Source organism: Pseudomonas sp. LBUM1652, from assembly GCF_059716105.1.
In genome coordinates this window covers 1,956,109-1,974,867 of record NZ_CP166804.1, presented here as the reverse complement: position 1 = coordinate 1,974,867, position 18,759 = coordinate 1,956,109, and the positions used below count along the sequence as shown (strand labels likewise).

The window sequence follows — 18,759 nt, the reverse complement described above, 5'->3', positions numbered from 1 at the left end:
ATAGACGGCAAAAAGCCTGGCATCGCCCACCGTGATGCCGCTGGATGGATCAGGCCGGTCTCCGGGCTCATGAGCGGCGTTCGCCGGACTGCGCGCCTTCCCGCTGTTGAGCAGTGGCACAAGACGCAGTTTTCACTCATTTACCGTTGCGGGGGCAGCGCCGGGATCGTAGTCGTACTTGCTCTGAAGACAACCCTCACCGGCTTCCCTGTTTCACTCTGTCGACGCAAGCCACAGAGCACCTGAAACAAGCCGCGAAGGTTAGAGGGTTGGGGGTGGAGCGTCAATTAAAGAGGGGGCCAACGGGCGAATAACTGCCGCCGATCAATTATCTGACGCCAATCTTGTGCCACAGTCTCAAGAGTGATATCAAAGAGCCACAATCTCACATCACACAAGAATAAGGTGAGCCACATGCAAGGCATGATCATCAGCAACCCGCGCCTGGAATTTCTGCGTCCGGTGCTGGAACGCTGGTTTGACTGTATCGACCGTTACAACGCCGTGCGCGGCGACAGCGACACGCCCTACTGGCATGACGAAAAAGCCAATCTAGGGCTGCTCTCGGCGGCAGCCTGGATGGCCGAACTGGTTACGCTTGAACAGACGGCCACGCGCAAGCAGAACGAAGAAGGCGAACGCAATGCCCGCGCCGATCTGTTCCTCGCTGGCAGCGAAGACCGCGCTTACATTCAGGCCACGCAACGCTGGCCTCGGGTCAACAACCTCAACCTGACCCAAGCCCTGCTGGAAATCACCAGCGACGCCAAACGCATCAGCTTCGCCAGCGACCTCAAGCTCGGCTGCCTGTTTGTTGCGCCGCAAAAAGCCCAGCACAGCGCCAGCCCCGAAGAACTGCAGGACATGGTCGACGACCTACAGAAGGAACACACCTGCGCCGTCGCCTGGTATTTCCCCTATGCCTATCGCAAGTTGCGCAGTGAAACCGGCAACTATCACCCGGGTATCGCCGTGCTGTTCAAAGAGGCCCGCGGTTGAGCAGTTGAACCATCGGGCTTGCGCGCTTCTCTATGATTAGGTCAATGCATTCATAGGGAAGATCAGTAATGCGCAAGTCCCAGCTCGCTCTCGTCATCGCTCTCGCCGGAGGGCTCGCCGCCTGTGGTGAATCCTCCAGCCTGCAAGTCACCGACGGCACCGGCCCGTCACCGAAACTGCCTGAACCGAATAAAACCCTGATCCCGACGGTGAATATCGCCCCGGCGATCGGCTGGCCCGAGGGCGCAAAACCGACTGCCGCGGCAGGCACACAAGTGGCTGCGTTTGCCGAAGGCCTCGATCATCCGCGCTGGCTCTACGTGCTGCCCAATGGCGACGTGTTGGTGGCAGAAACCAACGCCCCGCCGAAACCTGACGACAGCAAAGGCGTTCGAGGCTGGGTGATGAAGCAAGTCATGGGCAAGGCCGGAGCCGGCGTACCAAGCCCGAATCGCATTACGTTGCTGCGTGATGCCGACCACGACGGCGTGGCCGAAACCCGCACGGTGTTTCTGCAAAACCTCAACTCGCCGTTCGGCATGACCCTGGTTGGCAATGATCTGTATGTCGCCGACACCGATCGTTTGCTGCGCTTCAACTACGAAGCCGGTGCGACCGAGATCAAGACACAGCCGATCAAGGTCACGGATCTGCCCGGTGGCACGCTGAATCACCACTGGACGAAAAACGTTATCGCCAGCAAGGACGGCAGCAAGCTGTACGTCACCGTCGGCTCGAACAGCAACGTCGGCGAAAACGGCATGGATCAGGAAGAAGGTCGCGCGGCGATCTGGGAAGTGGACCGGGCGACCGGCAATCACCGGATCTTTGCCTCGGGCATTCGCAACCCTAACGGCCTGGCGTGGGAGCCTACCAGTGGCGCGCTGTGGACAGCCGTCAACGAACGTGACGAGATCGGCAGCGATCTGGTGCCGGACTACATTACCTCGGTCAAGGATGGCGGCTTCTATGGTTGGCCATTCAGCTATTACGGCCAGCACGTCGATGTGCGGGTGGAGCCGCAGAATCCTGACCTGGTCGCCAAAGCCATCGCTCCGGACTACGCCGTCGGCCCGCACACCGCTTCGTTGGGTCTGACGTTCGCCGAGGGCAACACCCTGCCGGCGCAGTTCAAGGAAGGCGCGTTCATCGGCCAGCATGGTTCGTGGAACCGTAAACCGCACAGCGGCTATAAAGTGATTTTCGTGCCGTTTGCGGCAGGCAAGCCAACGGGCCAACCGGTGGATGTGCTGACCGGTTTCCTCGACAAGGACGAGAATGCACTGGGTCGTCCGGTAGGCGTGGTGATCGACCAGCAAGGTGGCTTGCTGGTGGCGGATGATGTGGGGAACAAGGTTTGGCGCGTTTCTTCTACCAAATAATTTGACCTGCCCCAAAACAACTGTAGGAGTGAGCCTGCTCGCGATAACGGTGTTTCAGTCAACGATGATGTCGACTGACACGACGCTTTCGCGAGCAGGCTCACTCCTACATTGGGTGATGTGCTGCTTGAATTATGGGTTACGCGCCAGATGCTCAGGCTGCAACACACGCTTGGCACTCAAATACGCCTTCTGCCAATAGGCCTTGGACAGGCTATCGAGCTTCACCGTGCCGCCAGTTGCCGGCGCATGCACGAAGCGCCCTTCCCCGACGTAAATCCCCGCATGACTGACCTGCGAACCACCATTGGTGGCGAAGAAGATCAGATCACCGGTCTGCAATCCTTCCTTACCGACATTCGGCGCCTGCATGACGATCAGCTCGCGCGTGGAGCGCGGCAGAGAAATACCGGCAGCATCACGGTAGACGAAGCCGATCAGCCCACTGCAATCAAATCCCGAGTCCGGTGTATTGCCGCCCCAGCGATAAGGCGTGCCGACCAGGCCGAGCGCACGGAACAGCACGTCTTCAGCAGCAGGAGAAAAGGCCTGGGAAGGCCCGAACACCACCGGCGCGCGAACCACTGGCGCAGGCGGCGTACGACTGGCGCAGGCACTGAGTAGCGCTGCGAAGAACATCAATGCGAGGCGGGCCGACATGGTCATAAGCAGAACATCCTGATCTGGCTGCGGCTTTCTCTGCCGGATGGACAGAAAACAAAACCGCCTGCGTGGCACGCAGGCGGTTTGCCATCAATATAGATTCAGGATTCTAGCGGCTACGCGGCAAACTTCAAGTAAGACTTTAACTTCACCTTGTAAAGTATAGGTCTACTCCGTTACCGGAAGCCGTTTTTGTCGCCGCGAATGCGGCGACAACGGGAAAATTACTTGCGAGCAGTCACTACAGTAGGAGCGTTCGCCAAAGCACGTTTGGCTTCGATGAAGGTCTTGCTCCAGTAACTGTCACCCAGGCTGTCTATGCGAACACCGCCGCTGCGACGACTGCTGGAGTGAATGAACTGATTGTCACCCAGGTAGATCCCGGCGTGACTGACACGACCGCGACGACCGTTGGTGGCGAAGAACAGCAGATCGCCAGGCTCGAGATTGCTACGCGATACCAGCGGAGCATCAACGTTGATCATTTCGCGGGTGGAGCGCGGCAGGTTCATGCCGGCTTCTTCGCGGAACAGATAGCCGATGAAACCGCTGCAATCGAAACCGGCTTCGGAGGTACCGCCGAAACGGTAACGGGTACCGATCAGGGACATGCCGCGTTCGAGGATGCTGTCGGCCAGAACCGGAAGCTCGTAAGGCTTCTTGTTGAAGTCCGACAGTTCTTTTTCGGTGTCCAGCTCTTCCTGGTAAATAACGGAAGACTGGGCAGTGGCAGAATTTTTAACCTGTTGAGGCTGCTCTTGGACTGGAGAATGAGCAGCACAACCGTACAACAGGGTGACGAGTGCGAGAGGCACGAGGGGTGCGAAGCGCTTTAGCATGGGCACGACCGTGGCTGATAGTTGTAAAGAAGCCGAGACTATGCCCGCTATCAACCTCATTTGCAAATTCAATCGATCTTTTTGTGACTTCTCGGTTTCTCGTTTACATCTAAGCGCTTAAGCCCATTTGAATCGAAACGCAGCCTGCACAACGTGCAGGAAAGCGGATTTTCTGGCGCCTGAAATATGCCGAAACCCGCTGAAAGCCTTGGATTTACCAGCCTAGCGTTTCTTTGAGGAAGGGAATTGTCAGCTTGCGCTGAGCCTGCAAAGAGGCCTGATCGAGCTGTTCGAGCAAGTCGAACAATGCGCTCATGCTGCGGGTCCCGCGGGTCAAAATAAAATGCCCGACTTCATCGGTCAGGTGCAGACCACGACGCGATGCACGCAATTGCAGGGCACGCAGCTTGTCTTCATCGGAGAGTGGGCGCATCTGGAATATCAGCGCCAAGGTCAGGCGTGATTTCAAGTCAGCCAGTTTGACCGGCAGTTCACGCGGCGAAGTGGATGCCGCGATCAGCAGACGCCGACCGCTGTCACGCAGGCGGTTGAACAGATGAAACATCGCCTCTTCCCAGTCAGCCTTGCCGGCAATCACCTGCAAGTCATCCAGGCAAACCAGCTCGTACTGCTCGAGGTTGTCGAGAATCTCGACGCCGCGATCCATCAACTCCGCCAGGGGCAGGTAAACCGCCGGCTCACCCATCTGCTCGAAACGCAGACACGCTGCCTGCAACAGATGCGTACGCCCTACGCCATGTTTGCCCCACAGATAGATCAGGCTTTCTGTCCAGCCGGCGTCGGCTTCGCATAGGCGCTCGACATAGCCGAGTGCAGCGGCATTGGCGCCTGGGTAGTAGTTGATGAAGGTGGCGTCGTCACGCAGACGCACACCTAGGGGCAGCTGAATCGGTTTCATGCTGACTGAACAGTTCTCAAGGAACCGTTAGTGGCCTCTGTGTAAAGTTTGCGAAGTTTATACCCGTGAAGCTGAGCGCACAATGCGACAGAGTCCAAGCAAAATCAAAGGTTTGCGTTAACACACTGGTTTTATGGCAGATTCTCTGACGCTGCCGTGCCAGTAGTGCCCGCAAAACACGGGCCAACCCGGCGCAATGCCGGGCCGTCCATGATGAAGTTACAACTCCGGTTCGTCGACACCACTATAGATGTCGGAATCCTTGTACAAATCGTGCACGTGGCGCACCAGCACCATAATCACCGCCGCCACCGGCAGCGCCAGCAGCACACCGGTGAAACCGAACAGCTCACCGCCAGCCAGAATCGCAAAGATCACCGCCACTGGATGCAGGCCGATCCGGTCACCCACCAACAACGGCGTCAGCACCATGCCTTCCAACGCCTGACCGACCATGAACACTGCGACGATCCCGATCATCGGGTACAGATCGCCACCGAACTGGAACAACCCGGCGATCAGCGCCGCGCCGATGCCGATCACAAAGCCCATGTACGGCACAATCGCCGCCAGACCCGCGATCAGGCCAATCAACAATCCCAGCTCCAGGCCGACGATCATCAGCCCCGCCGCGTAAATCACGCCCAGTGCCAACATCACCAGCAACTGCCCGCGTACAAACGCCCCAAGCACTTCATGGCATTCGCCAGCCAGTGCTACCACTCGCTCTTCACGATCACGCGGCAGTAGGCTGCGGATCTTGGCCATCATCACGTCCCAGTCACGCAGCAGGTAGAAACTCACCACCGGGATCAGCACCAGATTGGCCAGCCAGCCGATCAGCGCCAGACTCGATGCGGTTGCCTGGCTCAGCACCACACCGACGATATCGGTGGTCTGGCCCATGTGTTCGCTGATCGCCGCTTTGACCTTGTCGAACTTCCAGAACCCGTCAGACAAGCCCAGTTTCGACTGCGCCCACGGCACAGCGGTGTGTTGCAACCAGTCGAGCATTTGCGGAGCCAGTTCGTACAAACGCAGCAACTGCTTGGCGAGCATCGGCACCAGCACCAGCATCAGCGCCGTGACGATCAGGGTGAATAAGGCAAACACCGCGATCACGCCCCAAGTGCGCGACAAACCGAGCTTCTCCAACCGATCCACCAGCGGATCGAACAGATAAGCCAACAGCAGCGCCACCAGAAACGGCGTGAGGATCGGATGCAGCAACCACACAAACGCGCAAAGCAGGACTACCCCACCGAGCCAGAACCAACGCCGCGTATCGGCCATGTACCACTCCTACTGCTTCTATATAAAGAAAGACTTACCAGCGAAACCGCAACGACGGTGCAGCAGGTGTCGGGGCCGGAGCCGCTACAGGCGCTGCACCCGCCACCGCAGGCTGCGGCGCGGCCACCGGGACCGGCGCTTCAGCGGGCAACTCCTGCAACTTCGCCAGCGACAACTGCGCGCGCATCTGATCGGCGCTGCCATTGACCCGATACACGATGCGATCGCCATCGACACTCTGCAGACGCACGCCAAACGGTTCGAGTAACCGCAACAGTGCGGCGTAATGCTCAAGATTCATGCCCTGCACTTCCAGGGTCTGCTGACCCGAAGCACCCGGCTTGACAACAAAACGTGGCGCCAGGCGCTCGGCCACCGCCAGCATCACGGCGTCAGCCACGGCAGCCTGATCGGCCCCTTGCACACTGCCCGCCTCTTTTTGATCACCCAGCCACAAGCGCCATTTAGCCTGCCACTGCCCGCCCTCTTCGCGGGTATGCACGGCCAGCAAGGCGTCAGCGTTATAGCGCTCGGACGCACCGCGCAACGGCGCCGGATCAGCACCTTCCAGCGCAGGTGCTGTGGCAACAAGCTGTTCACTCAGATCCGCCAGCGGCAAACGCAGCGGCAGTCCGCGATGTTGAGCGGCAGTACGCAATGGCGCGGCGGCGGCCTGACCATCACCGACCAGACTGGAACCTTCGGTGGAATCGTTCAGCCACCAACTCAGAATCGACGGCCGACTGGCGCCCCACAAAGACAACCCGGCGCGGCGCAATGCCTGTTCGGTGCTGCTCGGGTCGAAGTCGACTTTCAGCACCTCCGGCGGCCCGGCATCAAAGCCGAACTGACTGATGATCTGCTGCGGGTCCTTGCGAACTGCCGCCAGCCCCGGATTTTGCGGCGCCTTGGGATCGCCGGTCAGGCGCAGCACCAAAGTATCCAGCGCGGCCTGAGTGGCGCGATCGCGCTCTTCCGGGGCTTGGCTGCTGACCGGCTGACGCACTTGATAAAGGCCTTTGAGGTTTTCGGCATGACTCGCCAGGCTGACCACAGACAAACAACCCACAAACAACAATTTACAAAAACGCATGGAGAATTCCCGTCGACAGGAGCGGCTGGAACAGGCCGCGTGAACCGGTTGAGCAAGGCTGTGACCATCGGCCGTTGCAAAACATTCACACGGCAGCGGTAAGTTTTTGCACAGTCATAACGATAGACGGTTAATTGCGACACCTTATACAGGCACCCACATGCCTCAATTGCAAAAAATTTCTGCTGATATGCCCCTGCCCGTCGGCGTGAGGATGGCCGCTGCCCCTCAAGCCTGATAAAATCGCGCGCCTTCGCAGACCGGCAACAGCCGGGCACCTCGAAACTCGCGTGAGGCAATCGCCCCATCGACTTCGGCGCCCCGCTGGACTCGGTCGTTACCCCTGAATCCCCCCTAAAGGCCTGGATCATGAGCAAGCAACCCTCCCTGAGCTACAAGGACGCCGGTGTAGACATCGACGCCGGTGAAGCATTGGTCGAACGCATCAAGAGCGTCGCCAAGCGCACTGCGCGTCCGGAAGTCATGGGCGGCCTGGGCGGTTTCGGCGCCCTCTGCGAAATCCCGGCCGGCTACAAGCAACCTGTGCTGGTTTCCGGTACTGACGGCGTCGGCACCAAGCTGCGCCTGGCCCTGAACCTGAACAAGCACGACAGCATCGGCATCGACCTGGTCGCCATGTGCGTCAACGACCTCGTAGTGTGCGGCGCCGAGCCACTGTTCTTCCTCGACTACTACGCTACCGGCAAACTCAACGTCGACACCGCTGCCCAGGTTGTAACCGGCATCGGCGCTGGCTGCGAACTGTCCGGTTGCTCGCTGGTCGGCGGCGAAACCGCTGAAATGCCAGGCATGTACGAAGGCGAAGACTACGACCTGGCCGGTTTTTGCGTCGGCGTCGTGGAAAAATCGGAAATCATCGACGGCTCGAAAGTCGCCACCGGTGACGCCCTGATCGCCCTGCCGTCGTCCGGCCCGCACTCGAACGGCTACTCGCTGATCCGCAAGATCATCGAAGTCTCCGGCGCCGACATCGAAAACACCCAGCTCGACGGCAAACCGCTGAGCGACCTGCTGATGGCCCCAACCCGCATCTACGTGAAGCCGCTGCTCAAGCTGATCAAAGACACCGGTGCCGTCAAAGCCATGGCCCACATCACCGGTGGCGGCCTGCTCGACAACATCCCGCGCGTTCTGCCAAAAGGCGCTCAGGCCGTTGTTGATGTGGCCAGCTGGACTCGACCTGCCGTCTTCGACTGGCTGCAAGAGAAAGGCAACGTTGACGAGACCGAAATGCACCGCGTGCTGAACTGCGGCGTCGGCATGGTCATCTGCGTCGCTCAGGAGCACGTTGAAGTGACTCTGAACACCCTGCGTGACGCCGGCGAACAGCCTTGGGTCATCGGTCAGATCGCTGTCGCTGCCGAAGGCGCTGCTCAGGTTGAACTGCAGAACCTTAAGGCTCATTAATGTCCGCAACCTGTGATGTCGTGGTGCTGTTGTCCGGCACCGGCAGTAACTTGCAGGCTCTGATCGACAGCACGCGGACCGGCGACAGCCCGGTCCGCATCGCTGCGGTGATTTCCAACCGCGCCGACGCTTACGGCCTGCAACGCGCCAGTGATGCGGGTATCGCCACCCGCTCACTGGATCACAAGGCATTTGAAGGTCGCGAGGCCTTCGATGCTGCTCTGATCGAACTGATCGACGAATTCAATCCCAAGCTCGTGGTGCTGGCCGGATTCATGCGCATTCTCAGCGCTGACTTCGTTCGCCACTATCAGGGTCGCCTGCTCAACATCCATCCGTCGCTGCTACCCAAATACAAAGGGTTACACACTCATCAGCGCGCGCTGGAGGCCGGCGACAAGGAGCACGGCTGCTCTGTACACTTCGTGACCGAGGAACTCGATGGCGGGCCACTGGTCGTACAGGCAGTATTACCGGTAGAGTTGCACGACACGCCGCAGACTCTTGCGCAGCGAGTGCATGTTCAGGAACACCTGATCTACCCGCTGGCCGTACGCTGGTTTGCCGAAGGGCGACTGGCACTCGGTGAGCAAGGTGCTTCACTGGACGGCCAGTTACTCGCGGCCAGCGGCCACTTGATTCGAAACTAGGAGATATTATGCGTCGCGCCCTGCTCTTCGCTTGCGCACTGCTCGCCCTGCCTTTCGCACAGGCGGCAGACCTTCAACCGTTCTCCGCCAGCTACACCGCCGACTGGAAGCAGCTGCCCATGAGCGGCACCGCCGAACGCAGCCTGACCAAGGAAGCCAACGGTGTCTGGAAACTCAGCTTCAAGGCCTCGATGATGATTGCCAGCCTGAGTGAAGAAAGCACCCTGACTTTGGACAAGGACACCTTGCTGCCACAGTCCTACCACTTTGAACGTGGCGGTCTGGGCAAGGCCAAGAAGGCTGATCTGGATTTCGACTGGAACAGCAAAATGGTCACCGGCACCGACCGTGGCGACGCGGTGAAGATCCCGCTGAACCGTGGCATGGTCGACAAATCCACTTATCAGTTGGCACTGCAACATGACGTCGCCGCTGGCAAGAAAACCATGAGCTACCAAGTGGTCGATGACGGCGAAGTCGATACCTACGACTTCCGCGTACTGGGCTCGGAAAAAGTCGAGACCAAGGCCGGCAAGATCGATGCAATCAAGGTCGAGCGCGTACGCGACCCGACACAAAGCAAGCGCATCACCGTCCTGTGGTTCGCCAAGGATTGGGATTACCTGCTGGTTCGCCTGCAACAGGTTGAAACCGACGGCAAGGAGTACAACATCATGCTCCAGGACGGCACGGTCAACGGCAAGGCTGTCAAAGGCAGCTGATTCACCGCTATAGCAAAGAGCCCCGCAAAATGCGGGGCTTTTTTTCGTCTGCTGGACTGGAGATTTGTGCCTGGCTCGCCCCTCACCCCAGCCCTCTCCCGAGGGAGAGGGAGCCAACCGAGATGTCTGGCGCTATGCATCGACCTGAAAGATCGAGTCGATTGTGGATTCACCAAAGAATGTTCAGGTCGACGTAACTCGCCAATCTCCCACGGTCAGTCCCCTCTCCCTCCGGGAGAGGGTTAGGGTGAGGGCAACATCAGGATCAGCACACACTCAGACCGAGAACTTCGCCACCATGCTCTTCAGATCCACTGCCAACCGCGACAACTCCTGGCTCGCCGCACTGGTCTGATTGGCGCCCGCCGACGTCTGCATCGCCAAATCACGAATATTCATCAAATTGCGATCCACCTCCCGCGCCACCGCTGCCTGCTCTTCCGAGGCGCTGGCAATCACCAGATTGCGCTCATTGATCAAGGTGAACGCCGAGGCGATTTCCTCCAGCGCAGTCCCGGCTGCCTTTGCCAATTCGAGCGTCGAACGCGCCCGTACATTGCTTCGCTGCATCGAACTGACCGCCGAATCGGTGCCCTGCTGAATGCCGCCAATCATTTGCTCGATTTCTTGCGTCGACTGCTGAGTACGATGCGCCAATGCCCGCACCTCATCCGCCACCACTGCAAACCCACGCCCGGCATCACCGGCCCGGGCCGCTTCAATCGCCGCGTTCAGCGCCAGCAGGTTGGTTTGCTCGGCAATCGAACGAATCACGTCCAAAACTTTACTGATGCCATGAACCTTCTGTGCAAGGTCTTCGACTTGCGTTGCGTTGGCCGTAACGTCCTCGGCGAGGGATTCGATTGAAGTCACGGTCTGCCGCACCTGCTCACGACCATGCTGAGCAATGCGGTCGGACTCGCGCGAGGCCTCGGATGTCGCCACAGCGTTGCTGGCCACCTCCTCCACCGCTGCAGTCATTTGATTGACCGCCGTGGCTGCCTGCTCGATCTCCAGACTCTGCTGATGCAACCCTCGCGTGGCGTCTTCCGTGACACAGCTCAGTTCTTCCGAGGCCGAAGCCAATTGACTCGACGACTCCGAGATCTTCCGAATGGTGTCGCGCAAATTGTGCTGCATGCTCTTGAGCGCCTGCAGCAGCCGCGCCGGCTCATCCTTGCCGGAAATGCTGATGTCGCCGGTCAAGTCACCGCCCGCCACCACTTGCGCCACGCCCAATGATTGCGCCAACGGCAGTACGATACTGCGGGTCAGCAACAGCGCCAGGCCGATGGTGACAATCGCCGTTATGCCGATCATGACCCCGACCCACACACGCGAATTGGTGAAGACCAGCCGCGCAGCCTCGGTGGCGAGATTGGCATTATGTTTATTCAGCTCGACCAATTCACGCAGGGTGACCGCAATCTCGTCGGCCAAGGGGCTCATCTCGCCATTGAGGATGGCCGCCGCCTCCTCCACCCGGTTCTGAGCAGACAACTGCATGACTTGCGCCTGAAGCTCCAGATATTTGTGCTCGGCGACCTTGAAGCGATCAAACAGTCGGCGCTCCTCGGGCAGCACGATCAACACGTCGTAACGCTGCTGAGCCTGACTGAGCGCACCCCGAAGTTCATTGAGCTTGGCGACATTCTGCTGCAGTGCCTGCGCATCGCGGTTGAGCAACAGGCGCATGGTCAGCGCACGCAGACGCAGCATGTCCTGACTCATTTCGCCGACCGCCATCACGCTGGGCAGCCAGTTGTTGTCGACCTCGTCGGACTGGGCACGCATGTTCGACATTTGCAGCAGGGCGAACGCCCCAAGGGCAAACACCATCAGGGCCAACAAGCCAAAACCGAGGCCCGCACGCGGGGCAATATTGAGACTACGGATACTCATTGCGCTGGTTCCTTCCAAAAGCGCTGCATCAACCCTGCAGCTGGTTGCTTTAGAAGGTATCGGCCCGGCTGAAATTTGCGTAAGACCAAAAGGTGATATCAAAAGGCCTTAATACTTCGAACACTCGGCATTAACGATTCAGCGTGGTTTTGCCGGACTTAAGCTCCGTTCGCGGCAAGATCGCCAGAAAGTTATCTTTTGCGACTTTGCGCGCTACGTCTTCGGGTAAAGCGTCCAGAAACGGTTTGAAGCTGTGCATTTCCTTACCGAGCTTGTTGAACCGCCCTACAACATCGGAACCGATCATGAAGCGCTCAGGGTGGCGTTTGACCAGCGCCAACCATTCCGGACGCGGCTGGCCCTGTTCGTCCAACAAATACGGCGAGAGCATGCTCCACGACAAGTCGATCAACAGATTCGGATACGCCTCAAGCATGCGCGTGAGGGTCGGCAGGAGAAAATCCAGATGTGTTTGATGCCGATGGATTTCCGCGCTAGTGCCAGCGTGAGCCCAGATGAACCGTGTGTGCGGGTGATTACGCAGCGGCTCTTCGATTTCCTTCAGGTACAACGGATTTTTCTCACGTTTGGAAGTGATGTTGGAATGCAGCATCACCGGCAGATCATTTTCCGCCGCCAGATGATAGATCTTCGTCATCGCCTCGTTGTTGGCGCGCGGCGTATCACCAGAGGTCAGCGCCGTGAGGTCGTCATGGCGGGTAAACACTTCGCCAATGCCCTGCCACAGCCCCGGATACAGATCGAGCATGCGCTGGATATGCGCGGCGGAGTTCTTGTCGTTGGGGTTGAAGCCAGAGAGAAACGGATGAAAGTACGGACGCTGCTCAGGCGTCAGTTTTTGCACCGCATCGGCGACGATCACATCGGTGGCGCTGTACCAATAGGCATCGGCATCATCGCCGGCGTAATAGCGCGGACGCTTGGGTTCGTCTTCGTGCCACTTTTTCGCCACGGGGATGCCGGAAATCATCACGTGCTCAATGGAGTTTTCTTTCATCGCCGTCAGCAGTTTCGGCATGCCGGCGGTTTCCTGGAAAAAATCCACGTAATGCAGGTGTGCATCGCTGTAGGTGTATTCGCGGGCACTGGCAGTACCCGCAAACAGCAGAAGACAGGCGAGACTCAAACGATACAGGGACACAAGTAATCTCCGACAAGTAGGCATAGCCTAGACCCCGCCCTGACAACAAGGGTTCATCCCGCAGGAAAGTGGAACGCGCGCCGGTGGGAATGCTCTATAACTGCAAGGTCTTTTTTGATCGAACGACTTTTCCTACTGCCAGTGAGGTTCCCATGACTGTTACCGTCAATACCGTCTCCGCTGAAGGTTTTCGTCACACCGTACAAATCGATGACCACGAATTGTTTGCCGACGTGCCGGTTGCTGCCGGTGGCGAAGGCTCGGCGCCAGAGCCGCACGACTACTTCGACGCCGCCCTCGGTGCGTGCAAGGCCTTGACCCTGAAGATGTACGCGAAGAAAAAAGACATCCCGCTGACCGGCGTGGGTGTCGAAGTGAAACGCGACAACAGCCAGGAGCAGAAAGGCAAATACGCCCTGCACGTCACGCTCACCCTCAAAGGCGTGCTCACCGATGCCCAGCGCGAAGAATTGCTGCGCGTGGCCGATCGTTGCCCGATCCACAAGCTGATGACCACCAGCGAAGTCAGCATCGAAACCCACGCCCCACAAGGCTTCGATAGCCAATAACCATGCTGATGCCAGCGGCGGGTTATGCTTCTGGCATCACCCGCTCAGCCTGGAATGCACCATGGACACGCAACCTCTGATCATCCGCCCGCGCGCCGAAGACGTCGAAGGCCAGCCGATTCTGCGACCGCTGCCGTCAGCCAAATGCCGCAGCGTCGGGCCTTTCGTGTTTTTTGATCACATGCTTGAGACGGTTTATCCGACGGGCAAAGGCATGAACATCCGACAGCATCCACACATCGGTCTGTCGACCCTCACCTATTTGTTCGAAGGCCAACTCCTGCACAAGGACAGCCTAGGCTCCGATCAAGTGGTCAGCGCCGGTGATGTCAGCTGGATGACCGCCGGCAGCGCGATTGCTCATGTTGAACGCACGCCCGAACCGCTGTGGGATCAGATCTTCACGATGCACGGCTTGCAGATCTGGTTGGCTTCGCCCAAGGATCACGAACAAGGCCCCGGCCATTACAGTCATCACCCGGCGGCGACCTTGCCGGTCAGCGATAACCTCGGCGTGCAGATTCGGATGATTGCCGGGTCAGGCTTTTGCCTGAAATCACCAGTGCCGGTGCTTTCTCCTACGCTGTATGCCGAAGTGAAGATGCAAACGGCGACCACACTGCTGATTCCCACAGAGCATGAGGAACGTGCGTTGTATGTATTAAGCGGCGATGCGCAGTTGAACGGCGAAGCAGTCGAGCCGCATGCGTTGGTGGTGTTGCCGGCCGGGGAAGAGATGAGCCTGTTTGCCGAGAGTGACGTTCACGCCGTGGTATTCGGCGGCGCCCCACTGGACGGGCCTCGGCGGATCAACTGGAATTTTGTCGCAAGCGATCCGGCGGCGATTGATGAGGCGCGGCGCAAATGGGCGGCTGGAGATTGGCCGACGGTGCCAGGGGAAAGTGAGCGGATCGAATTGCCGCGTTAAAACATTAGAAACAAAAGATCGCAGCCTGCGGCAGCGCCTCCACGGGATCAATGTAGGCGCTGCCGCAGGCTGCGATCTTTTGATCTGAGGGCAATCAGCCCTTGAACACTTCATCCAGCAAGTCATGCATCGACTTGAATGCCCTTGCAGCGGTCTTCGCGTCGTACATCATCTTGCCCGGCACATTGGCGTGCGGATCGGTAAACGAGTGCACGGCACCGCCGTAGCTCAGCAGTTGCCAATCCACGTTCGCCGCGTTCATCTCGTCTTCGAAAGCCGGCAACTGCTCCTTCGGCACCAATGGATCGGACGCGCCATGCAGCACCAGCACCGAGCCTTTGATGTTTTTGGCATCCGCCGGATTCGGCGAGTCCAACGTACCGTGGAACGAAACCGCCGCCTTCACCGGCGCGCCGGTACGGGCCAGATCCAGTGCACAGCAACCGCCGAAGCAGAAGCCGAACACCGCCAGTTTCGAGAGATCGACCGCTGCTTCACCCTGCTTCTGCAACTGCTCGAACGCTGCCTGCATGCGCTTGCGCAACAGTGCACGATCATCCTTCAGCGGCATCATCGCCGCACCGGCCTGATCAGCGTTTTGCGGACGTACGGCCTGGCCGTAGACGTCGGCGATCAATACTACGTAGCCCTTGGCCGCCACTGATTTAGCGATTTCCTCAGCCCCAGCGCTGACGCCCATCCAGTTCGGTGCCATCAGCAAACCCGGGTGCGCGTCCTTGTGCTCGGCGTTAAACGCCAAACGACCTTCATAAGGCTGACCGTCAATCTGATAGACCACGGAACGTACAGTGACTTGGCTCATTTCTGACTCCTGATTGGTTAAACACCAGAATGAAAAAACCCGCCGAAGCGGGTTTTTCTACAACGTGATCAAACCGACAGTTCAACCAGCAGCTTGTTCAGACGGCGCACGTACGCGGCCGGATCCTTCAAGCTGTCGCCGGCAGCCAGGGCTGCCTGGTCGAAGAGGATGTGCGACAGGTCGCCGAAACGCTCTTCGCTCTGCTCGCCGTCGAGTTTCTCGATCAGCGGGTGAGCCGGGTTGAACTCGAAAATCGGCTTCGAATCCGGCACCTTCTGGCCGCTGGCTTCGAGGATCTGACGCATTTGCAGACCCAGATCCTGCTCGCCGATGGCCAGAATTGCTGGCGAGTCGGTCAGACGATGGGAAACCCGCACTTCAGCCACGGAATCACCCAGCGCCGTTTTCAGACGCTCAACCAGACCTTCTTTGGACTTGGCAACTTCTTCTGCGGCTTTCTTGTCCTCTTCCGAGTCCAGGTTGCCCAGATCGAGGTCACCGCGTGCCACGTCGACAAAGCTCTTGCCGTCGAATTCGCTCAGGTAGCTCATCAGCCACTCGTCGATACGGTCGGTCAGCAGCAGCACTTCGATGCCTTTCTTGCGGAAGACTTCCAGGTGCGGGCTGTTCTTGACCTGCGCGTAAGTTTCGCCGGTGAGGTAGTAGATCTTGTCCTGACCTTCCTTGGCGCGTGCCAGGTAATCGGCCAGACCGACGATCTGCTCGCCGTCGTCACCGTTGGTCGATGCAAAACGCAGCAGACCGGCAATTTTCTCTTTGTTGGCGAAGTCTTCTGCCGGGCCTTCTTTCATGACCTGACCGAAGTTTTTCCAGAAGCCTTTGTATTGCTCAGGCTCGTTCTTCGCCAGTTTTTCCAGCATATCGAGTACGCGCTTGGTCAGCGCCGATTTCATCGAATCGATGATCGGGTCTTTCTGCAGGATTTCCCGCGACACGTTCAGCGACAGGTCGTTGGAATCGACCACACCTTTGATGAAGCGCAGGTACAGCGGCAGGAACGACTCGGCCTGATCCATGACGAACACGCGCTGCACGTACAGCTTCAGGCCTTTCGGCGCTTCGCGCTGGTACAGATCGAACGGTGCGCGGGCCGGCACGTACAGCAGCGAGCTGTATTCGAGTTTGCCTTCGACCTTGTTGTGGCTCCAGGCCAGCGGGTTCTCGAAGTCATGAGCGATGTGCTTGTAGAATTCCTGGTATTCCTCGTCCTTCACGTCAGTGCGAGGACGGGTCCACAGGGCGCTGGCGCGGTTGACGGTTTCCCATTCAACGGCTGGTGTTTCTTCGCCTTCGGCTGCGGTGACTTCTTTCGGCAGCTCGATCGGCAGCGCGATGTGGTCGGAGTACTTCTTGATGATGTTACGCAGACGCCAGCCATCAGCGAACTCGTCTTCTGCCGCTTTCAGGTGCAGAACGATGCGAGTGCCGCGCTCAGGTTTTTCGATGTTAGCGACTTCGAATTCGCCCTCGCCTTTCGACGACCAGTGCACACCTTCGCTGGCAGGAGTGCCGGCACGACGGCTGTACACGTCAACCTGGTCGGCAACGATGAAGGCCGAGTAGAAACCTACGCCGAACTGGCCGATCAGGTGCGAATCCTTCTTCTGATCGCCGGACAGGTTTTTCATGAAATCGGCGGTGCCCGATTTGGCGATGGTCCCCAGGTGGGTGATCACATCGTCACGGTTCATGCCGATACCGTTGTCTTCGAGGGTGACGGTCTTGGCGTCTTTATCGAAGCTCACACGGATTTTCAGATCAGCGCCACCTTCGAGCAAATCCGGCTTGGCCAGGGCTTCGAAGCGCAGCTTGTCTACAGCGTCAGAGGCGTTCGAGATCAATTCGCGAAGGAAAATTTCCTTGTTGGAATACAGCGAATGGATCATGAGGTGCAGCAGCTGCTTTACCTCGGTCTGGAAGCCCAGGGTTTCCTTTTGAGTTTCCACACTCATGGTCATCAAACTCCAATCAGATGGCATTGGCCGCGACCTGAATGGTCTGCGGCGGGTTGTCATCTGAGTTTGGGGCAGTGTTCAGGATTTCAAGGGCTCATCGATTTTGAAGTGTGCTCGGGCGGTGGCAATCGGTTCGCTCTCTGTGCTTTGCCACGCGGTGACGGCGACGTTGGCCACTCGCCGCCCCTGACGACAGACCTGACACTTGGCCCACGTATCACGAAACTGCCCGGCACGCAGGTAGTCGAGAGAAAAGTCGATGATCTTCGGCACACCCGGCGCCCCGGTAAAAATCAGTAGATGCAGCGCTGCAGCCAGCTCCATGAACCCGGCAATCACCCCGCCATGGATCGCCGGCAACAAAGGGTTACCAATGTTGTCCTTGTTCGCCGGCAGCTTGAACAACAGTTCATCACCGACCCGCGAGCACTCGATGCCGATCAGACCGGCATAGGGGATCAACTTAAGCAACGGCGCGTAGTCGCCCTGCGCGTGGGCCAGTTGCAACTGATCCTTGAAGTCGCTGCTCATTGGCCTTCACTCTTGATGGCGCCGCCGAAACCCTTGGCGCCTTTAATGTTTTTGCCCATGCGCATGAACGTGCCAACAACATGAGCGATTGGCTGTTCGGGATCATCCTGATAGGCAAAACCGCGGGCGAAGATCACATCTGTCGTAACGCGATAGCACTGAGCGAAGCCGTAGACATTTTTGTGGGGTTCAGCGGCGTGCATGTAGTCGATGCGCAGATCAAGGGTCGGGCAGACTTCGAATACCGGCAGCACACACAACGTCGACATCCCGCAGGCCGTGTCCATCAACGAGGTGATTGCCCCGCCATGAATCACCCCGGTTTGCGGGTTGCCGACGATTTTCGGACTGTACGGCAGGATCACTGTAAGTCCTTCACTGGAGGCGCTGTGCACCTGCAAACCCAGTACCTGACAGTGACGCAATGCCGAAAGAAAACGCGTCGCGCGCTCAAAAACGGGGTTTTCGGCCATTTGATAATTACTCTCGTTAGAGCCTGTATTGAGTAGTAACCGGAACAGCAAAAGTTCCGTCGCAAAACAAACTTATATATCTGAAAGAAATGAGGAACTTAACCCTCGGCGCTGAGTTCTTAAGGCTAGTAGTTATTTTCCATAAGGAGAAACACCCCATGCGTAAGACTTTAGCTATTGCCTTGATGTTGACCGCGTCCCTCGGTCTCGCTGCCTGCGATAAAAAATCCGAGGACAAAGCTCAAGATGCCAACCAACATGCTGAGCAGGCTCAGCAAGACATGAACAAAGCACAGGATAAAGTGAACGACGCAGCGCAAGAAAACCAAAAAGCTGCCGAAGCTCAGGCTGAATCGAACAAAGCTGCACAAGAAGAAGCTGCCAAGAAGCAATAATTTGCTCTTCGG

19 protein-coding genes and 1 riboswitch are annotated in these 18,759 nt (G+C 58.3%); of the genes, 8 read left to right on the top strand and 11 right to left on the bottom strand.

Translation table 11 applies throughout. The features are described from left to right. Positions 1-35: 35 nt before the first annotated feature. Positions 36-261: riboswitch (cobalamin riboswitch) on the bottom strand. A gap of 153 nt (positions 262-414) precedes the next feature. After that, on the top strand, positions 415-999 hold the full coding sequence (locus tag ACA069_RS08975; protein WP_489878553.1) for a hypothetical protein: 585 nt from the start codon (positions 415-417) through the stop codon (positions 997-999). A 68-nt stretch (positions 1,000-1,067) separates the two neighbouring features. Continuing rightward, positions 1,068-2,381, top strand: a complete 1,314-nt coding sequence (locus ACA069_RS08970; protein WP_497617129.1) for a PQQ-dependent sugar dehydrogenase — start codon at positions 1,068-1,070, stop codon at positions 2,379-2,381. Positions 2,382-2,513: 132 nt separating this feature from the next. Here the strand turns inward: ACA069_RS08970 and ACA069_RS08965 are convergent, their stop codons facing one another. From ACA069_RS08965 to ACA069_RS08945, 5 genes are all read right to left on the bottom strand, one after another. Beyond that, positions 2,514-3,047, bottom strand: coding sequence for a C40 family peptidase (locus tag ACA069_RS08965; RefSeq protein ID WP_497617127.1), 534 nt, complete (start codon positions 3,045-3,047; stop codon positions 2,514-2,516). Between the two features lie 221 nt (positions 3,048-3,268). Then, entirely contained in the window at positions 3,269-3,883 is a 615-nt protein-coding gene (locus ACA069_RS08960) for a C40 family peptidase (protein WP_187677453.1), read from the bottom strand. A 214-nt stretch (positions 3,884-4,097) separates the two neighbouring features. Then, positions 4,098-4,802, bottom strand: coding sequence for a DnaA regulatory inactivator Hda (gene hda / locus ACA069_RS08955; protein ID WP_007919828.1), 705 nt, complete (start codon positions 4,800-4,802; stop codon positions 4,098-4,100). 219 nt (positions 4,803-5,021) lie between these two features. Further along, positions 5,022-6,095: an AI-2E family transporter gene (locus ACA069_RS08950; RefSeq protein ID WP_187677451.1), complete on the bottom strand. Its 1,074-nt coding sequence runs from the start codon at positions 6,093-6,095 to the stop codon at positions 5,022-5,024. Positions 6,096-6,129: 34 nt separating this feature from the next. Then, positions 6,130-7,188 (bottom strand): DUF2066 domain-containing protein, encoded by a 1,059-nt coding sequence (locus ACA069_RS08945; protein ID WP_497617125.1) that lies wholly within the window; start codon positions 7,186-7,188, stop codon positions 6,130-6,132. 369 nt (positions 7,189-7,557) lie between these two features. On the opposite strand from ACA069_RS08945, the gene purM reads away from it, so the two are divergent. The 3 genes from purM to ACA069_RS08930 are packed head-to-tail and all read left to right on the top strand — an operon-like array spanning position 7,558 to position 9,988. Next, the gene (gene purM, locus ACA069_RS08940; RefSeq protein WP_401269917.1) at positions 7,558-8,616 is read left to right on the top strand and encodes a phosphoribosylformylglycinamidine cyclo-ligase; all 1,059 of its coding nucleotides are present in this window, start codon (positions 7,558-7,560) and stop codon (positions 8,614-8,616) included. Further along, positions 8,616-9,266: a phosphoribosylglycinamide formyltransferase gene (purN, locus tag ACA069_RS08935; protein ID WP_489878550.1), complete on the top strand. Its 651-nt coding sequence runs from the start codon at positions 8,616-8,618 to the stop codon at positions 9,264-9,266. Before purM ends, purN begins: the two co-directional genes overlap by 1 nt. Before the next feature lie 8 nt (positions 9,267-9,274). Then, complete coding sequence (locus ACA069_RS08930) at positions 9,275-9,988, top strand: DUF3108 domain-containing protein (protein ID WP_166220242.1); 714 nt, start codon at positions 9,275-9,277, stop codon at positions 9,986-9,988. A 276-nt stretch (positions 9,989-10,264) separates the two neighbouring features. Here ACA069_RS08930 and ACA069_RS08925 read toward each other — a convergent pair whose 3' ends face one another. Together ACA069_RS08925 and ACA069_RS08920 are read right to left on the bottom strand one after the other, a co-directional pair. After that, positions 10,265-11,890, bottom strand: a complete 1,626-nt coding sequence (locus ACA069_RS08925) for a methyl-accepting chemotaxis protein (RefSeq protein ID WP_497617122.1) — start codon at positions 11,888-11,890, stop codon at positions 10,265-10,267. 130 nt (positions 11,891-12,020) lie between these two features. Then, positions 12,021-13,076 carry an amidohydrolase family protein gene (locus ACA069_RS08920; protein WP_497617121.1) on the bottom strand — a complete coding sequence of 352 codons (1,056 nt, stop codon included), beginning with the start codon at positions 13,074-13,076 and terminating at the stop codon, positions 12,021-12,023. A gap of 128 nt (positions 13,077-13,204) precedes the next feature. Between ACA069_RS08920 and ACA069_RS08915 the strand changes: the two genes are divergently transcribed. Both ACA069_RS08915 and ACA069_RS08910 read left to right on the top strand, forming a co-directional pair. Beyond that, the gene (locus ACA069_RS08915; RefSeq protein WP_187677445.1) at positions 13,205-13,621 is read left to right on the top strand and encodes an OsmC family protein; all 417 of its coding nucleotides are present in this window, start codon (positions 13,205-13,207) and stop codon (positions 13,619-13,621) included. 61 nt (positions 13,622-13,682) lie between these two features. Then, the gene (locus tag ACA069_RS08910) at positions 13,683-14,549 is read left to right on the top strand and encodes a pirin family protein (protein ID WP_497617119.1); all 867 of its coding nucleotides are present in this window, start codon (positions 13,683-13,685) and stop codon (positions 14,547-14,549) included. A 94-nt stretch (positions 14,550-14,643) separates the two neighbouring features. Here the strand turns inward: ACA069_RS08910 and ACA069_RS08905 are convergent, their stop codons facing one another. From ACA069_RS08905 to ACA069_RS08890, 4 genes are all read right to left on the bottom strand, one after another. Then, the gene (locus ACA069_RS08905; protein ID WP_497617117.1) at positions 14,644-15,372 is read right to left on the bottom strand and encodes a dienelactone hydrolase family protein; all 729 of its coding nucleotides are present in this window, start codon (positions 15,370-15,372) and stop codon (positions 14,644-14,646) included. A 68-nt stretch (positions 15,373-15,440) separates the two neighbouring features. Beyond that, the gene (gene htpG, locus ACA069_RS08900; RefSeq protein WP_497617115.1) at positions 15,441-17,345 is read right to left on the bottom strand and encodes a molecular chaperone HtpG; all 1,905 of its coding nucleotides are present in this window, start codon (positions 17,343-17,345) and stop codon (positions 15,441-15,443) included. Between the two features lie 81 nt (positions 17,346-17,426). Continuing rightward, positions 17,427-17,879, bottom strand: coding sequence for a PaaI family thioesterase (locus ACA069_RS08895; protein WP_187677441.1), 453 nt, complete (start codon positions 17,877-17,879; stop codon positions 17,427-17,429). After that, positions 17,876-18,352 (bottom strand): PaaI family thioesterase, encoded by a 477-nt coding sequence (locus ACA069_RS08890; RefSeq protein WP_401269936.1) that lies wholly within the window; start codon positions 18,350-18,352, stop codon positions 17,876-17,878. Before ACA069_RS08890 ends, ACA069_RS08895 begins: the two co-directional genes overlap by 4 nt. 158 nt (positions 18,353-18,510) lie before the next feature. On the opposite strand from ACA069_RS08890, the gene ACA069_RS08885 reads away from it, so the two are divergent. Continuing rightward, the gene (locus ACA069_RS08885; protein ID WP_497617114.1) at positions 18,511-18,747 is read left to right on the top strand and encodes a hypothetical protein; all 237 of its coding nucleotides are present in this window, start codon (positions 18,511-18,513) and stop codon (positions 18,745-18,747) included. Positions 18,748-18,759: the final 12 nt, after the last annotated feature.

Bases quoted from the DNA above. Each gene is read 5' to 3' on its own strand.
- ACA069_RS08945 (WP_497617125.1), bottom strand. From the start codon at position 7,188: ATGCGTTTTTGTAAATTGTTGTTTGTGGGTTGTTTGTCTGTGGTCAGC.
- ACA069_RS08975 (WP_489878553.1), top strand. From the start codon at position 415: ATGCAAGGCATGATCATCAGCAACCCGCGCCTGGAATTTCTGCGTCCG.
- ACA069_RS08930 (WP_166220242.1), top strand. From the start codon at position 9,275: ATGCGTCGCGCCCTGCTCTTCGCTTGCGCACTGCTCGCCCTGCCTTTC.
- ACA069_RS08885 (WP_497617114.1), top strand. From the start codon at position 18,511: ATGCGTAAGACTTTAGCTATTGCCTTGATGTTGACCGCGTCCCTCGGT.
- ACA069_RS08925 (WP_497617122.1), bottom strand. From the start codon at position 11,890: ATGAGTATCCGTAGTCTCAATATTGCCCCGCGTGCGGGCCTCGGTTTT.
- hda (WP_007919828.1), bottom strand. From the start codon at position 4,802: ATGAAACCGATTCAGCTGCCCCTAGGTGTGCGTCTGCGTGACGACGCC.
- ACA069_RS08905 (WP_497617117.1), bottom strand. From the start codon at position 15,372: ATGAGCCAAGTCACTGTACGTTCCGTGGTCTATCAGATTGACGGTCAG.
- ACA069_RS08920 (WP_497617121.1), bottom strand. From the start codon at position 13,076: ATGCCTACTTGTCGGAGATTACTTGTGTCCCTGTATCGTTTGAGTCTC.
- ACA069_RS08950 (WP_187677451.1), bottom strand. From the start codon at position 6,095: ATGGCCGATACGCGGCGTTGGTTCTGGCTCGGTGGGGTAGTCCTGCTT.
- ACA069_RS08890 (WP_401269936.1), bottom strand. From the start codon at position 18,352: ATGGCCGAAAACCCCGTTTTTGAGCGCGCGACGCGTTTTCTTTCGGCA.
- ACA069_RS08965 (WP_497617127.1), bottom strand. From the start codon at position 3,047: ATGACCATGTCGGCCCGCCTCGCATTGATGTTCTTCGCAGCGCTACTC.
- htpG (WP_497617115.1), bottom strand. From the start codon at position 17,345: ATGAGTGTGGAAACTCAAAAGGAAACCCTGGGCTTCCAGACCGAGGTA.
- ACA069_RS08895 (WP_187677441.1), bottom strand. From the start codon at position 17,879: ATGAGCAGCGACTTCAAGGATCAGTTGCAACTGGCCCACGCGCAGGGC.
- purN (WP_489878550.1), top strand. From the start codon at position 8,616: ATGTCCGCAACCTGTGATGTCGTGGTGCTGTTGTCCGGCACCGGCAGT.
- ACA069_RS08970 (WP_497617129.1), top strand. From the start codon at position 1,068: ATGCGCAAGTCCCAGCTCGCTCTCGTCATCGCTCTCGCCGGAGGGCTC.
- ACA069_RS08960 (WP_187677453.1), bottom strand. From the start codon at position 3,883: ATGCTAAAGCGCTTCGCACCCCTCGTGCCTCTCGCACTCGTCACCCTG.
- ACA069_RS08915 (WP_187677445.1), top strand. From the start codon at position 13,205: ATGACTGTTACCGTCAATACCGTCTCCGCTGAAGGTTTTCGTCACACC.
- purM (WP_401269917.1), top strand. From the start codon at position 7,558: ATGAGCAAGCAACCCTCCCTGAGCTACAAGGACGCCGGTGTAGACATC.
- ACA069_RS08910 (WP_497617119.1), top strand. From the start codon at position 13,683: ATGGACACGCAACCTCTGATCATCCGCCCGCGCGCCGAAGACGTCGAA.